This window comes from Actinomycetospora sp. (genome assembly GCF_036497585.1).
In the GTDB taxonomy this organism is placed as follows: Bacteria; Actinomycetota; Actinomycetes; order Mycobacteriales; family Pseudonocardiaceae; genus Actinomycetospora.
Genome location: NZ_DASXJD010000249.1, coordinates 1 through 14,841, shown reverse-complemented (window position 1 = coordinate 14,841; position 14,841 = coordinate 1). Strand labels below are relative to the sequence as shown.

The window sequence follows — 14,841 nt, the reverse complement described above, 5'->3', positions numbered from 1 at the left end:
CCCGATCAGGCGGTCGCGGGACCCCAGCGCAGCCGGACGCCCTCGCCGGCCAGCGACGAGCGGAACCACCACAGCGAGATGGCGATCCCCACGCCCACCAGCGCGAACGACCCCGCAGTGGCGACCACCAGGTAGGCCTCGACGGTGGCCACCGCCAGCGCCAGGAGCGTGGTGGCGCCGTTCACGAGGAACACCAGCGCCCACAGCAGCGACACCCGCCGGAAGAACTGCTGGACCTTCGGGCGCGAGGTCAGCGCCTCCGGGAAGGCCACGAAATCGTCCGCGAGCCGGGCCAGCAGTGGACGCCCCCCGCCGACCAGGGTCACCAGCAGCGCGGCCGCGAAGATGAAGTTCTGCGCGGAGGGCTCCAGGAAGTACACCAGCGCGCTGCCGGTCCAGAGCCCGACCACCGTGCGCACCACGAGGATCGCCGTGGAGATCAGGAGGATCGCCGGCAGCGCGCGGCGCCACAGCAGGCGCGCCAGCACCGCGAGCGCCGACCACCCCAGCGCGGCCCAGAGGCCGGCGTCGAAGCCCGCGGTGTGCAGCAGCAGCGCGAAGAGCCCGAGCGGGACGAGGATCGACTCGCAGAGCGGGACCACCGCGTGCCGGGCCATCTCCCGCCAGTGCGGGAGGTGGATCGTCGTGCCGTGGTGCTGCGCCATGCGGGTGCGCCTCTCCGCCGGGGAACGGACGACGTCGACGGTAGCGAGGCCGATGACGCCGCGTGCCCGGCCCCCCCGATTTCACGGCGTGTTCACGCGTTACCGCACACCGATCGTATCCGTCGCGGCACGGATCGACTCCCGGAGCGACCCCATGGTGGCGAAGACGGCTGACGGCTCGTACCCGCAATGAGCCATGCAGTTCTCGCACTTGGCGTTGCGGCCGCGTCCGTACGAGTCCCAGTCGGTGTCCTCGATCAGCTCGCGGTAGGTCGGGACGTAGCCGTCGTCGAGCAGGTAGCAGGGCTTCTGCCACCCGAGCAGGGAGTAGGACGGGATCGCCCAGGCGGTGCAGTCGAACTCCTGCTTGCCCTCGAGGAAGTCGAGGAACAGTGGCGAGTGGTTGAGCCGCCACTTCTTGCGGCGCCCGTCGGCGAACGCCTTGCGGAACAGCTCGCGGGTCTGGTCGACGCCGAGCCAGTGCTCCTGGTCGGGGGCGCGCTCGTAGGCGTAGGCCGGCGAGATCTGCATGTTGTCGACGCCGAGGTCGTCGTTGAGGTAGTCGAGGACGTCGATGACGTCCTGCGGGGTGTCGGTGTCGAAGAACGTGGTGTTCGTGTAGACCTTGAAGCCCGCCGCCTGCGCCTGCCTGACCGCCTCGACCGCGGCGTCGAAGCCGCCGACCTTGCGCACCGAGGCGTCGTGGCGCTCCCGGAGCCCGTCGATGTGCACCATCCAGGCGAAGTTCTTGTGCGGCGAGAACTTGTGGAGGTGCTTCGGGAGCAGCAGCGCGTTCGTGCACAGGAAGACGATCTTGTTGCGGTCGAGCAGCTGCCGCACGATCTCGTCGATCTGCGGGTGCATCAGCGGCTCACCGCCCGCGATGGAGACCATCGGCGCGCCGGCCTCCTCGACGGCGCCGACCGCCTGCTCGACGGGCATGCGCTGCTTGAGCAGCGACGCCGGCTGGGCGATCTTGCCGCAGCCCGCGCACTTGAGGTTGCACGCGAACAGCGGCTCGAGCTCCACCAGGATGGGGAACTTCTTCCGCCCCCGGATCCGCTGCTCCATGAGGTAGGTGCCGAGTCGGATGCTTTGACGCAGGGGGAAACCCATCGTCAGCTCACTTCCTTGGGGAGGGTGAAGTGGATGTCCTCGGTCGTGGTCGGCCGGGGGGTGACGGTCACGGGCCCGAGCCCGCGCAGGAGGTCGACGACGCTGCCGACCCCGCCGTCCACGAGGTGGTCGGGAGCCGACGCGCCCGCGGTGAGGGCGACGCGCCGCGCCCCGGTGAGCCAGGACAGGTCAAGCTCGTCGGGACGGTCGACGCGGCGGGCGTCGGTGCCGGCGCGCAAGCCGACCTCCGCCAGCCGCACCGAGTTCGAGGAGTTCGCCGAGCCGACGACGACGAGACGGTCGGCCTCGGCGGCCACCGCCCGCACCGCGGCCTGGCGGTTGGTGGTGGCGTAGCAGATGTCCGCCGAGCGGGGCTCGGCCAGCGCCGGGAACCGGCGGCGCAGCACCGCGGCGATCCGTTCGGCCTCGTCGACGGCGAGCGTGGTCTGCACCGCCGACGCGACCCGCGCCGGATCGGCGGCGGTGACCGTCTCGGCCTCCGCCTCGGTGCCCACGACGACGACGTGCTCCGGCGCTTCCCCGACGGTGCCCTCGACCTCCTCGTGCTCGGCGTGCCCGATGAGGAAGACGGTGGCGCCGCGGACGGCGTGGCGGCGGACCCCGGCGTGGACCTTGGTGACCAGGGGACAGGTGGCGTCGACGACGGCGAGGTGGCGCGAGGCGGCGGTGCGCCGCACGGACGGTGCGACGCCGTGTGCGGCCAGCACGAGCGTCGCGCCCGCCGGCACCTCGTCGGCCTCCTGCACGAACACCGCCCCGCGGCGCTCGAGGTCGGCCACGACGTGGCTGTTGTGCACGATCTGGCGCCGCACGTAGACGGGGGCGCCGTGGCGCTCGAGGGCCTGCTCCACGGTCGCGATGGCCCGGTCCACGCCCGCGCAGAACGAGCGGGGCTCGGCGAGCAGCACCTCGCGGGGGCCGAGCGCGGCGCACCAGGCGGCGATCGCCGGGGCCGCGCGGCGCAGCGCGGTGAGGGCGGCGATCCCGCGGGTGATCGTGCCGGGGCGCACGAGGGGGTGGTCCGGGGTGTCGACGACGGCCCGGACGACGGCGGCGGGGGCGTCGTCGGGGACGAGCCAGGCGGATTCGGTGTCGACGACGAGGGGCTGCCGGGGCGGCGGCTCCCCGTCCCGTGGCAGCAACGGCACGTTCCTGGCATCTGACGTCAGAACGGCGCCGTTCACCCGCGGCGGGGCCGACCCGTTCCGTGCCGGGCCCGACCTGTCCCGTGGCAGCAACGGCACATTGCTGGCGTCAGATGCCAGAACGGCGCCGTTCACCCGTGGCGCCCCCGGCCGGGCCAGCGCCGCCCGCTCGGCCCCGGTGACCACGTGATCGGCCGAGAGCACCGGCCCGACGTGCACCGTCAACCCGGCCGCCCGCAGCGCCGCCGCGAGCAACGGTGCGCTCGCCAGCCGCACCGACCGCCCGTGCCGGTCGCGGACCTCGTCGGCGACCACCAGGTCCCCGGGCGCGAGACCGCGCACGAGCGCGCCCGCCACCCCGGCCACGACCACGGCCCGCCCGGCCAGTCCCCGCGCGGCCTCCCGCGAGCGACGCGGCCCCGGGCCGGTGGTGACCACCTCCGCCGTGGGGACCCGGACGTCGCCCGGGCCCGCGAGGGCGCGCCGCTCGATCGCGAGCGGGGTGGCGACGACGGGTCCGGTGCCGGTCATGCGGCGCCGTCCCAGCCGTGCACCCACCGGCCCAGCGCGGAGATCGGGAAGACGACCCGGTAGAGGTGGTAGGCGATGTAGAAGTCGCCGGGGAAGCCGGTGCCGGTGAACTGCTCCTCGTCCCAGCCGCCGTCGGGGCGCTGGGTGTCGACCAGCCACCGCACGCCGCGCGCGGTCGCCTCGGACCGGTCGCCCGCCGCGATCAGCGCCAGCAGCGCCCACGCGGTCTGCGACGGGGTCGACTCCCCGCGGCCGATCCACGCCGGGTCGACGTAGGAGCGCAGGTCCTCGCCCCACCCGCCGTCGTCGTTCTGGTGGGCGTGCAGCCAGCGCACCGCGCGGCGGATCGGGGCCGAGCCCGGATCCACCCCGGCCGCGACCAGGGCCGGGACGACGCCACCGGTGCCGTAGAGGTGGTTGGCGCCCCAGCGCCCGAACCACGACCCGTCGGCCTCCTGGTGCTCGAGCAGCCACATGACCCCCCGCCGGCACACCTCGGAGTGGGCGCGGCCCTCGGCGGCGAGCGCCTCGACGACGTGCGCGGTGACGTCGGCCGACGGCGGGTCGATCACCTCGCCGAAGTCGCAGAACGGGAGCTTGTTCACCAGCTCGCGGGTGTTGTCGGCGTCGAACGCGCCCCACCCGCCGTCGGCGGACACCATGCCCGCCATCCAGTCCAGGCCGCGGTCGACCGCGGTGCGCAGCCGGGCCCGCTCCGCGTCGTCGAGGCCGGGGTGCTCGGATCGGCGCAGCGCCAGGACGACCTCGGCGGTGTCGTCGGTGTCGGGGTAGACGTCGTTGGCGAACTCGAAGGACCAGCCGCCCGGGGTCAGCGTCGGGCGCTGCACCGCCCAGTCGCCGGTGGCGACCACCTGCTCGTCGAGCAGCCAGCGGGTCCCCGCGACCACGGCCGGATCGTGCGCCGGGACGCGGGCGTCGTGCAGGGCGTTGACCGCCAGGCAGGTGTCCCACACCGGCGACTGGCAGGCCTCCAGCCGGATGATCGGCCCGTCGGGGGAGTCGGTGGTCAGCGTGAACCCGTCGAGCCCGGCGATCGCGGCGACGACCGAGGGGTGGTCGCGGGGGTAGCCGAGCAGCACGAGCGCCATCACCGAGTACACCCAGGGCGGCTGGATGCCGCCCCACCCGCCGTCGGCCTCCTGCCGGGCGAGGATCCACTCGCCGGCCTTGCGCATCGCGCCGCGGCGGATCCAGTGCAACGGACCGCTGCGCGCCGCCCGCGCGTAGGCGTGCAGCCCGACGTCGAGGCGCGCGAAGAAGCCGCCCCACGTCCAGATCGGGTCCCGCGCCGGCGCCGGTCCCCGGACGTGCAGCTCCTCGATGTCGAAGTCGACGGGGTGCACGGGCTGCAGCGTCGAGACGACCGTGAGCGGCACGACGGTCTGGCGGGCCCAGCACGCCCAGTCCGAGACGTTGAAGGGGAACCAGCGGGGCAGGTTGATCAGCTCGGGGGGCATGGCGGGCAGGTCGTCCCAGGACCACAGCCCGACCAGCGCCAGCCAGATGCGGGTGAACACCCGCGTCCGCTCCACCCCACCCTGCTCCCGGACGAAGGCCGCGGCCGAGAGCATGTGCGGCGCGGTCGGTGCGTCGCCGGCGAGCCGCAGCGCGACCCACGCCTCGACCGTGGTCGACAGGTCACCGGGACCGCCGTGGAAGCTGGCCCAGGTGCCGTCGGCGCGCTGCTGCGAGCGGATCCACCGGGCGGCGCCCGCGGTCCGCTGCGGGTCGGGGATCTCCAGGACGTGCCGCAGGAGGAGGTCCTCGGCGTCCATGGTCACGTTGGTGTCGAGGTCGCCCTTCCACCACCCGGCGGCGTCCTGGCGCGCGCGGAGGTGCGCGATCCCGGCCTCGAGGGCGTCCTCGACGGTGCGGGTCGTGGTGTCCGTACTGGTGGCAGGAACGGACAGGGTCAACTCAGGCCTCCCGGTCGGCGAGGTGACGGCCGAGCGCGACGAGCTCGGCACGGGCCCGCGTCGTCGCGGGGTCGGTGGTGGGCAGGTGGTCGGCGACGGTCGCGAGGGCGGCCTCGGCGGCGTCGAGCCGACGACGGGCCTCGGCGCGCGCCCAGGTGCGGCCGCCGCCCGCCTCCACGAGGGCGGCTCCGCGGCGCAGGGTCAGTTCGTCGTCCCCGGCCGGGCCGGAGTCGGGGCGCGCGAGCCAGGCCGCGAGGTCCCGGCCGGCATCGCCCCCGTTCACGACGGCCCAGGTGACGGGCAGGGACTTCTTGCGCTCGCGCAGGTCGGCGAGGACCGGCTTGCCGGTGACGGCGGGGTCGCCCCAGATGCCGAGCAGGTCGTCGACGAGCTGGAACGCGAGCCCCAGCTCCTCGCCGACGGTGCGCAGCGCGGCGCGGGCCGCGGCGGGCGCTCCCGCGAGCACGGCGCCGACCTCGGTGCTCGCGCCGAGCAGCGTCCCGGTCTTGCCGTGTGCCATCGTCAGGCACTCCTGCACACCGACGTCGTCGCGCTCGGCGAAGGCGACGTCGGCGACCTGGCCGCCGACCAGCTCGCGCACCGTCCGCGCGAGCAGCAGCGCGGCCGGCGCGGCCCCCGCGGACGGCGCCTCCAGCAGCACCTCCTGGGCCAGCGCGAGCATCGCGTCGCCCGAGAGCACCGCGGACGCCGCGCCCCAGACCGCCCACACCGTCGGGCGGTGACGGCGCTCGGTGTCGCCGTCGATGAGGTCGTCGTGCAGGAGCGAGAAGTTGTGGACCAGCTCCACCGCGACCCCGCCGGGGACGGCTACCGTCTCCGGCGCGCCGCAGGCCCGGGCGGTGAGCAGCGCCAGCGCCGGGCGGAGCGCCTTGCCCCCGCCCTCGGCCGGCTTCCCGTCCCGGTCGGCCCAGCCCAGGTGGTAGGCGCTCTGCGCGGCGCTGGTCGCGTCCAGCCGCCCCACTGCTGCGCGCAGCGCCGGGTCCACCAGGTCCCGGCAGCGACGCAGCACCGCCGCCACGTCCACCGTCGTCGGGTCGGTGACGGTCCCCTCCGGGGCGCGACCCCCGGTCGCCGCCGCGGTCACGCCGCGGCCCCCGCCCGGTCGGTGGCCCGGGCCCGGTCGTCGGCGCCCGGCCCTCCGGTCACCACCGCCGCCGCGTCTTCTCCACTGCGCACGGCACCCTCCATCGTCGCGGGCCATCCGGTGTCGGTCCACGCGCCGGCCAGCGCGAGCGCGGTCAGCGCGGTCCTGGCGGCCGGGCGGTGGGCGGCGGTGCCCGGAGCCGGCCGGAACGTCGCCCGGGGCTCCCGGGTGACGAAGCCGTCGAGGAGTCGGGCCCCGGCCGCGGCGGGCAGGAGCCGACCCAGCTCGGTCATGAACCGGTCGACGAGCGCCTCCGCCCCCAGGGGGAGGTAGGCGTCGGCGGCCGACAGTGACACGACGAGGTACTGCGCGCCCGGTGGCAGGGCCCCGTGTGCCCCCGATCGGTCGAACACCCACTGCACCTCCGTGTCGAGCCCCGCCGCGAACGGGACCGGCAGCACCGGGCGGTCGAGCACCAGGTGGACGTCGACGATCGGGCTCGCGCCGAGCGCGTCGGCGGCCTCCGCGACCGGCCCCCGGACGGGCTCGGGCAGCACCGCCGCGGCCACCTCGGGGGGCAGGGCACACACCACGGCGTCGACGGTGAGGGCGTCCCCGGCGCCGTCGCGACCCGTGACCGCGACCCGCCAGCCGCCGTCGACCCGGGCCACGTCCCGTACGCGGGAGGACAGCGCCACCCGCACCCCCGCCGCGTCGAGGGCGCGCCGGGCCGCGATGTCGTGGAGGTCGCCGAGCGGAACGGCCGACCAGCCGATGTCGGCGGCGTCGGCGTCGCCGAGCAGCCCGATGCGGAACACGGTCGCGGCGAGCGCGAGGGACGCGTCGTCGGCGCCGGCGTTGAGCGTCGGGGTGCCGATCAGGTCCCACAGCGCGCGGATCGCCGCCGGACCCTGGCCGTGGCGGCGCAGCCAGTCCCCGAACGCCCGCGCGTCGAGCGCGGGGTCGGCCGGGTCGAGGCGGCGCAGCGCGGCCGCGGCCCGCGGCAGGGCGAGCCGCTCGCGCCAGGGCAGCGCGTCGTAGCGCAGCAGCGCCCGCGCCAGGTGCGCGCCGGGCAGGACCCGCAACGCCGTCGGGACCCGGTCACGGCGCAGCCGGGCCGCCGGGCGGCCGGGGCGCAGGACGGTGACGTCGAGCCGGTCCTGCAGCGTCGTGGAGCCCGCGACGCCGAGCCGGTCGAGCAGGCCGCGGTAGGCGTGGCAGCAGCGCAGGAACACGTGCTGGCCGGTGTCGACCTGCGCGTCCCCGCGCCGGAACGACCCGGCGAGCCCGCCGAGCCGCGCGCGCCGCTCGAGCAGGGTGACCTCGCACCCGGCGTCGGCACTGCGCAGCGCGGCGGCCACCCCGGCCAGCCCACCGCCGAGGACGGCGACCCGGGGAGCCCCGGGGCCCGTCACCGTCGCCCCTTCCCGACGGTCGGCGCGTCGAGACCGGTGAGGGCGCGGACGGCGACCAGCGCCTTCTTCGGCGCGGACAGCGAGAGCCGCCGGTCGTAGACCGCGCGTGGGTCCGCGGTGATGTCGTCGAGCAGGCGCCGGTAGATGCCGGCCATCGCCGAGGTGCAGGCGGCGCTGCGGCGGTCGAGCATCCCGACCAGCTGCAGCCCCTCGTCGTACCAGCCGCGGGCGCGGACGGCGGCGTCGCGCAGCAGGTCGGCGAGGGCACCCTGCGGGTCGTCGAGCGCGCCGTCGGAGCGCAGCCGCAGCGTCACTCCGGCCGCGTCGAGCTCCGCGGTCGGCAGGTAGATGCGGCCGTGGACGAGGTCCTCGCGGACGTCGCGCAGGATGTTCGTCTGCTGCAGGGCGAGCCCGAGCGCGTCGGCGAGCTGCGGGGCCCGGCCGTCGGGGTCCGCGTCGGGCCGGGTGCCGAACACTCCGAGGCACAGCCGCCCGACCGACCCGGCCACGCAGCGGCAGTACCAGAGCAGGTCGTCGAAGGTCCGGTACGGCGCCGAGGGGACCCCGGTCCGGGCGTGGGCGTCGTCGGCGGCGACGTCGGCCTCGACGCCGTCGACCAGCTCGTCGAAGGCACCGAGCGGGATCGGGAAGCGGCGCGCCGCGTCGGCGACCGCGACCAGCACCGGGTCGTCGCCGTCCCGGGGCGCCGGCTGGTCCGGCAGCGTCGCGAGCCGGGCCCGCAGGTCGGCCAGGGCGACCTGCTTGGCGGCGGTCTCGCCGTGCTCGTCGCCGAGGTCGTCGACGCGGCGGGCCAGCGCGTAGACCGCGCAGAGGGCGGCGCGCCGCTCCGGGGGCAGGAGCCGGATGCCGTAGTGGAAGTTGCGGGCCTGGGTCCGGGTGATCGCCTCGCAGGTCGCGTAGGCGCGGGCGGTGCGCGGGTCGGACTCGACGATGGTCACGGGCGGGGACCTCCTCGTCTGCGGGTGCCGCGGGCTGGGCGCGCGAGCCGGGCCAGGTGACGGGCGACGTCCCGACGGCGGGTGCGGGCGGTCCGGGCGAGCACGTCGCCCCCCGTGCGGTCGACGGCGTCGGCGGCCGCGGCGCCGCCGGCGACGTAACCGCAGACGGCGAGGCGGGCCGCGCCGTGGAGGCGCCCGACGAGCGGGGTGCCCTCGTCGAGCAGCGCGCGGGCGGCGGCGCACTCGCGCAGGACGAGGCCGCGCAGCGCCGGGGAGGCGTCGGGGGCGTCGAGGTCGTCCTCGGTGACGCCGGCCGCGTCGCGGGCGTCGGCCGGGAGGTAGACCCGCCCCCGGGCGCGGTCCTCGGCGACGTCCTGGAGGTGCTCGAGCAGCTGCAGGGCGGTGCAGACCCGATCGGACTCGTCGAGCATCTCGGGCGTGGCATCCACCTCGAACGCGGCGAGGACGAGCCGGCCGATCGGGACCGCGGAGAGCCGGCAGTAGCCGAGGAGCTCCTCGCGCGTGGCGTAGCGGGTGACGGTCTGGTCGACGCGGTTGGCCTCCACGAGGTCGTGGAAGGGCGCCGCGGGCAGCAGGCCGACGTGCGGCCCCAGGGCGCCGATCACCCGGACGTGCGCGGGCGCCCCGGAGAACACCCGATCGAGGTCGTCGTCGAGCGTGTCGAGGGCCGCGAGCCGGTCGAGCGGGGTGAGGTCCCCCTCGTCGCCGAGGTCATCGACGGTACGGACCACGTCGTAGATGCTGCGCAGCACCGCGCGGTGGCGGGCGGGGATCACGCGCAGCGCGACGGGAAAGTTCTCCCCCCGTTCCGCGGCACGTAATCGCGACACCCCGTCGACGAGGGCCGACGAGCGATCCTCCATGGGCCCGATGTTGCTTGTGGGGGACGCGACAAGTCTTGACCCGGACGATCAGTTCGAACGCCCGTTTTTGTCATCGCGACACAGGGAGCAGCGGATTATCGTCGGCTGCGGCAGGGCCGCCGCAGCTCAGCGGCCCGTCGGAAGGCAGGGGTGGGGTTTGACCGAGATCTCGGCGCCGTCGCTCGACGCCCTCACGGCGGCCGTGGGGCGACGTGTGCCCGATCTCATGGTCGAGGTGCGCGAGGCGCTGGCGCAGCGGGTGCCCGACTACGCGGACTTCCTCGCCCACCACGAGCAGGAGGTGACCGCGGGGGTCCTCGCGATGCTGGGGCGGGTCGTCTCGCAGGCGAACGACCACACCACCGACCGGAGCGCGGAGCGGGAGTTCTTCGAGGACCTCGGCCGGTCGCAGTGGCGGGAGGGCCGGGACCTCCCCGACCTGCTCGCGGTCTACCAGATCGGGACCCGGGTCTTCTGGCGGCACGTGGCCGCGGCGGCGCTCGAGGTCGGGCTGGCCCCGGACGCCCTGGCCGCGCTCGCCGAGACCGTCTTCTTCTTCGTCGACCAGCTCTCCTCGGCCTCGGCGCACGGCTACGTGCTCGAGCAGGAGGAGGCGGGTGCGCTGCGCGAACGCCACCGCGAGGAGCTCGTCGACCTCATGCTCTCCGAGTCGAGCGACCCGGCGGCCGTGCGTGCGGCGGCCCGGCGGGCGGACTGGCCGATGCCGGAGAAGGTGTCGGTGGTGCTCGTCGAGCCCGACGACGCCTCGGGGCGGCGCGCGCTCTCCCGGCTCGACGGCCGCTCGCTGCCGATCCGGCGGCCCCCGCTGCTCGGGGCCGTGGTCCCCCGCGGAGCGCGGTCGGCCGAACGGGCGGCCCTGTCCGGGCTGCTGCGCGGCGCCCACGCGACCGTCGGGGCCGCCGTGCCGCCCGAGCAGCTGGCCCGCAGCCTCGACCTCGCCGAGATCGCGGCGCGCCTGACCAAGGAGCACCTGCTCTCCGACGACCCGGTCTTCGTCGCCGACCACCTCGACGCGATCATCGTGCACCGCGACCGCCGGCTGCTCGACGCGCTCGGCGACCAGGTCCTCGCCCCGCTCGACCAGTCCCCGCCGTCCTCCCGCGACCGCCTCCGCGAGACGCTGCGCTCGTGGCTGCGGCACATGGGGGACCGCAAGACGATGGCCGAGGAGCTGCACGTGCACCCGCAGACAGTCCGGTACCGGATGGGCCGGCTCCAGGAGCTCTACGGCGAATCGTTGGACGACCCGGCGGTCCGGGCGCGTCTCATGCTGGCGCTGGCGTGGCGTGAATAGGTGGCCTTCGGCCTTGTGCTCACAAGCGCGAAGCGCACCTAATTCGCGTGCAGGGCCTCGTTCAGCTCCACCTCGGCGCCCTCGGTGCGCGGGAGCGCCTCGACGGCGCCCGTCGTCGAGTTCCGGCGCAGCAGCAGGCCGGAGCGGCCGGACAGTTCGACGGCCTTGACCACCGCACCGTCCTCGAGCGTCACCCGCGTGCCGGCGGTGACGTAGAGGCCGGCCTCGACCACGCAGTCGTCGCCCAGCGAGATGCCGATCCCCGCGTTGGCGCCCAGCAGGCAGCGCTCGCCCAGCGAGATGACCTCCTTGCCGCCCCCGGAGAGCGTGCCCATGATCGAGGCGCCGCCGCCCACGTCGGAGCCGTCGCCGACGACCACCCCGCCCGACACCCGGCCCTCGATCATCGAGGCGCCCAGGGTGCCGGCGTTGAAGTTGACGAAGCCCTCGTGCATCACGGTGGTGCCCTCGGCGAGGTGCGCGCCGAGGCGGACCCGGTCGGCGTCGCCGATGCGGACCCCGGAGGGGATCACGTAGTCGACCATCCGCGGGAACTTGTCGACCGAGTACACCGTCACCGGCCCGCGCCCCCGCAGCCGCGCCCGGACCTGCTCGAAGCCCGGCACGGGACACGGGCCGTGGTTGGTCCACACCACGTTCGCGAGCAGCCCGAAGGTCCCGGTCAGGTCGACGCCGTGCGGGCGGACCAGGCGGTGCGAGAGCAGGTGCAGGCGCAGGTAGACGTCGTAGGCGCTGGCGGGGGGACCGGACAGGTCGGCGACGGTGCGCACCGCGACGACCTCGACGCCCCGGTCCTGGTCGGTGCCCAGCGCGTCAACGAGCGAGGGCTCGAGCTCCCCGGCCGGGACCACGACGGTGCCGGGCTCCTCGGTGACCGGGTCGTGCTCCGCCAGCTCGGGCAGCGGGTACCAGGTGTCGAGGACGGTGCCGTCGAGCGCCACGGTCGCGAGGCCGACGCCGACGGCGCGGGTGGGGGTCTGGGCGGTCGGGGTGCTCATCGCCGTCCAGCCTATCGAGGCGCCTCCTAGGGTGGCGCCGTGAGCGCAGCCCTCGACCTGCACGCCGACCCGATCGACCTCACCGCGGCGCTGGTCGACGTCGCCAGCGTCTCCGGCGAGGAGAAGGTGCTCGCGGACGCCGTCGAGACCGCGCTTCGGCGCGAGCCGCACCTCGAGGTGGTGCGCTGCGGCGAGACGGTGCTGGCCCGCACCGCGCTCGGGCGCGATCGCCGGGTCCTGCTCGCCGGGCACCTGGACACCGTGCCGATCGCCGACAACGTGCCCTCGCGCCGCGACGGCGATCTCCTCTACGGCTGCGGGACCTCGGACATGAAGGCCGGCGTCGCGGTGATGGCGCACCTGACGGCGGCCCTGGCCGAGCCCGCCCACGACGTCACGCTCGTGCTCTACGACTGCGAGGAGGTCGAGGCCGTCCGCAACGGCCTCAACCGCGTCGAGCGCGAGCGGCGCGACTGGCTCGACGCGGACCTCGCGATCCTCGGGGAACCGACGTCGGGCCTGGTCGAGGGCGGCTGCCAGGGCACGATGCGCGTCGTCGTGACCCTGCACGGGCGGCGGGCGCACTCGGCGCGGTCGTGGCTGGGGGAGAACGCGATCCACGCGGCGGCCCCGGTGCTCGCGCGGCTGGCGTCGTACGAGCCGCGCAGCGTGGACATCGACGGCTGCGTCTACCGCGAGGGGCTGCAGGCGGTGCGGATCGGCGGCGGGGTCGCGGGCAACGTCGTCCCCGACGAGGCCGAGGTGACGGTGAACTTCCGGTTCGCGCCGGACCGGTCGCTCGCCGACGCCGAGGCCCACGTGCGATCGGTGCTCGAGGGGTTCGACCTGCGGGTGACCGACGCCGCCCCGGGCGCGCTGCCGGGGCTCTCGGCGCCGGCGGCGGCGGAGTTCGTCGCGGCGAGCGGGGAGACGCCGGTGGCCAAGTACGGCTGGACCGACGTCTCCCGGTTCTCGGCGCTCGGCATCCCGGCGGTCAACTTCGGCCCCGGCGACCCGAACCTCGCCCACACCCGCGACGAGCACGTGGACGTCCGGCGCATCACGGCGGGGGCGGAGACGCTGCGCCGCTACCTGGGTGCCTTCGGCTCGTGAGCACTGATCCGTGTCATAGGGCGGATTGGTGCCGCCGAGCGCGGAGCGCACCTAGCTGGCGGCGAGCGCCGCGTCCCGACCCGCGAGCAGCTGCGCGGTGACCCCGGCGACGCGCTCCCCGGCGTACCGGGCGGCCTGGCGGGTCTCGTCGGCGATCGGGATCGAGCCCTGGCCGTCGACGTGCGAGACGCCGTACGGGTTGCCGACCTGGAACATCACCGGGTCCGTGTACCCCGGAGAGACGATGAACCCGCCGAAGTGGTGGATGGTGTTGTAGAGCGCGAGCAGCGTCGACTCCTGGCCGCCGTGCAGCGTCGCCGACGACGTGAACCCGCTGTAGACCTTGTCGGCGAGCTGGCCCTGCGCCCACTGCGGCCCGAGCTGGTCGATGAACTGCTTGAGCTGGGCGGCGACGTTGCCGTAGCGCGTCGGCGACCCGAAGACCACCGCGTCGGCCCAGAGCACGTCGTCCGCGGTGGCCTCGGGCACGTCCGCGGAATCCTCGCGATGGGCCTTCCACTTCTCGTTCGACTCCACGGCCTGCTGCGGCGCGAGCTCGGCGACGTGGCGCAGCCGCACCTCGGCGCCGGCCTTCTCGGCCCCTGCCGCGTGCTCCTGGGCCAGCTGGTGGATCGTGCCGGTCTGGCTGTAGTAGATGACGGCGACCTTCGTGGCCATACGGGGGATGCCCTCCTCGACGGAAAATGATTGCTTCTTCAACCGGTTACCCGAGGACGGCGTCGGGACACGTGGAGCGAGCAGGCGAACAACGCGTGGCCTCGCGGCCACCACGGCATGCGCCACCGACGGGCCTCCCTACGCTGGCGACCATGACCGGGCCCCACTACGACGACGACCTCACGACGCCGCGGCCGACGACCATCGACAAGCGGCGTCCCGAGCACCGGGACCCGGCGCGCCTGAGCTCCACCACCGACCAGCGCCTGCTCGACTCCCGCGGTCCCGCCGAGTGGGTCCACTCCGACGCGTGGCGCCTGCAGCGGATCCACGCCGAGTTCGTCGAGGGCTTCAGCGTCCTCGCCGAGATCCCGCGGGCCGTCACCGTCTTCGGCTCGGCGCGCACCAGGCCCGGGCACCGCGACTACGAGACAGGGGTGGAGCTGGGCGGCGCCCTCGCCCGCGCCGGCTACGCGGTGATCACCGGCGGCGGCCCCGGGATCATGGAGGCCGCCAACCGCGGGTGCTCGGAGGCCGGGGGGCTCTCGGTGGGCCTGGGCATCGAGCTGCCGTTCGAGCAGGGCCTCAACCCGTGGGTCGACCTCGGCGTCGGCTTCCGCTACTTCTTCGCCCGCAAGACGATGTTCGTGAAGTACGCCCAGGCGTTCGTGTGCCTGCCGGGCGGGTTCGGCACGCTCGACGAGCTCTTCGAGGCCCTCGTGCTGGTGCAGACCGGCAAGGTCACGCGGTTCCCGGTCGTGCTCCTCGGGCGCGACTACTGGAGCGGCCTGCTCGAGTGGCTCGCCGGGCCGGCGCTCGACGCCGGCACGATCAGCCGCCGGGACGTCGAGCTCGTGCACCTCACCGACGACATCGACGAGGTCGTGACGATCGTCGAGGAGGGGTTCCGGGAGGCGGTGGGATCGTGAGCGACGGGG

At 75.1% G+C, this 14,841-nt stretch carries 13 protein-coding genes; 3 read left to right on the top strand and 10 right to left on the bottom strand.

Annotated elements, in window-relative coordinates; translation table 11 throughout:
* Nucleotides 1–5: 5 nt before the first annotated feature.
* From VGH76_RS25875 to hpnC, 8 genes are all read right to left on the bottom strand, one after another.
* A complete protein-coding gene (locus VGH76_RS25875; protein WP_331559645.1) occupies nt 6–665 on the bottom strand; it encodes a VC0807 family protein in 660 nt (219 codons plus the stop codon).
* A 99-nt stretch (nt 666–764) separates the two neighbouring features.
* Entirely contained in the window at nt 765–1,781 is a 1,017-nt protein-coding gene (gene hpnH, locus VGH76_RS25870) for an adenosyl-hopene transferase HpnH (protein ID WP_331559644.1), read from the bottom strand.
* 2 nt (nt 1,782–1,783) lie between these two features.
* The gene (gene ispH / locus VGH76_RS25865; RefSeq protein ID WP_331559643.1) at nt 1,784–3,478 is read right to left on the bottom strand and encodes a 4-hydroxy-3-methylbut-2-enyl diphosphate reductase; all 1,695 of its coding nucleotides are present in this window, start codon (nt 3,476–3,478) and stop codon (nt 1,784–1,786) included.
* A complete protein-coding gene (shc, locus tag VGH76_RS25860; protein WP_331559642.1) occupies nt 3,475–5,415 on the bottom strand; it encodes a squalene--hopene cyclase in 1,941 nt (646 codons plus the stop codon). The genes ispH and shc overlap by 4 nt, the downstream gene beginning before the upstream one ends.
* A 1-nt stretch (nt 5,416) precedes the next feature.
* Nucleotides 5,417–6,520, bottom strand: coding sequence for a polyprenyl synthetase family protein (locus VGH76_RS25855; RefSeq protein WP_331559641.1), 1,104 nt, complete (start codon nt 6,518–6,520; stop codon nt 5,417–5,419).
* Nucleotides 6,517–7,935, bottom strand: coding sequence for a hydroxysqualene dehydroxylase HpnE (hpnE, locus tag VGH76_RS25850; RefSeq protein WP_331559640.1), 1,419 nt, complete (start codon nt 7,933–7,935; stop codon nt 6,517–6,519). Before hpnE ends, VGH76_RS25855 begins: the two co-directional genes overlap by 4 nt.
* Complete coding sequence (locus tag VGH76_RS25845) at nt 7,932–8,894, bottom strand: squalene/phytoene synthase family protein (RefSeq protein WP_331559639.1); 963 nt, start codon at nt 8,892–8,894, stop codon at nt 7,932–7,934. The genes hpnE and VGH76_RS25845 overlap by 4 nt, the downstream gene beginning before the upstream one ends.
* Nucleotides 8,891–9,778, bottom strand: coding sequence for a squalene synthase HpnC (hpnC, locus tag VGH76_RS25840; protein WP_331559638.1), 888 nt, complete (start codon nt 9,776–9,778; stop codon nt 8,891–8,893). The genes VGH76_RS25845 and hpnC overlap by 4 nt, the downstream gene beginning before the upstream one ends.
* A 157-nt stretch (nt 9,779–9,935) precedes the next feature.
* Here hpnC and VGH76_RS25835 point away from each other — a divergent pair, with 157 nt between their 5' ends.
* Nucleotides 9,936–11,093 carry a helix-turn-helix domain-containing protein gene (locus VGH76_RS25835; RefSeq protein WP_331559637.1) on the top strand — a complete coding sequence of 386 codons (1,158 nt, stop codon included), beginning with the start codon at nt 9,936–9,938 and terminating at the stop codon, nt 11,091–11,093.
* A 38-nt stretch (nt 11,094–11,131) separates the two neighbouring features.
* On the opposite strand, the gene dapD is transcribed toward VGH76_RS25835, so the two are convergent.
* Entirely contained in the window at nt 11,132–12,112 is a 981-nt protein-coding gene (gene dapD, locus VGH76_RS25830) for a 2,3,4,5-tetrahydropyridine-2,6-dicarboxylate N-succinyltransferase (RefSeq protein ID WP_331559636.1), read from the bottom strand.
* 39 nt (nt 12,113–12,151) lie between these two features.
* On the opposite strand from dapD, the gene dapE reads away from it, so the two are divergent.
* On the top strand, nt 12,152–13,225 hold the full coding sequence (gene dapE / locus VGH76_RS25825) for a succinyl-diaminopimelate desuccinylase (protein WP_331559635.1): 1,074 nt from the start codon (nt 12,152–12,154) through the stop codon (nt 13,223–13,225).
* A gap of 51 nt (nt 13,226–13,276) precedes the next feature.
* Here the strand turns inward: dapE and wrbA are convergent, their stop codons facing one another.
* Nucleotides 13,277–13,903: an NAD(P)H:quinone oxidoreductase gene (wrbA, locus tag VGH76_RS25820; RefSeq protein ID WP_331559634.1), complete on the bottom strand. Its 627-nt coding sequence runs from the start codon at nt 13,901–13,903 to the stop codon at nt 13,277–13,279.
* A 152-nt stretch (nt 13,904–14,055) separates the two neighbouring features.
* Here wrbA and VGH76_RS25815 point away from each other — a divergent pair, with 152 nt between their 5' ends.
* Nucleotides 14,056–14,832 carry a TIGR00730 family Rossman fold protein gene (locus VGH76_RS25815; RefSeq protein ID WP_331559633.1) on the top strand — a complete coding sequence of 259 codons (777 nt, stop codon included), beginning with the start codon at nt 14,056–14,058 and terminating at the stop codon, nt 14,830–14,832.
* Nucleotides 14,833–14,841: the final 9 nt, after the last annotated feature.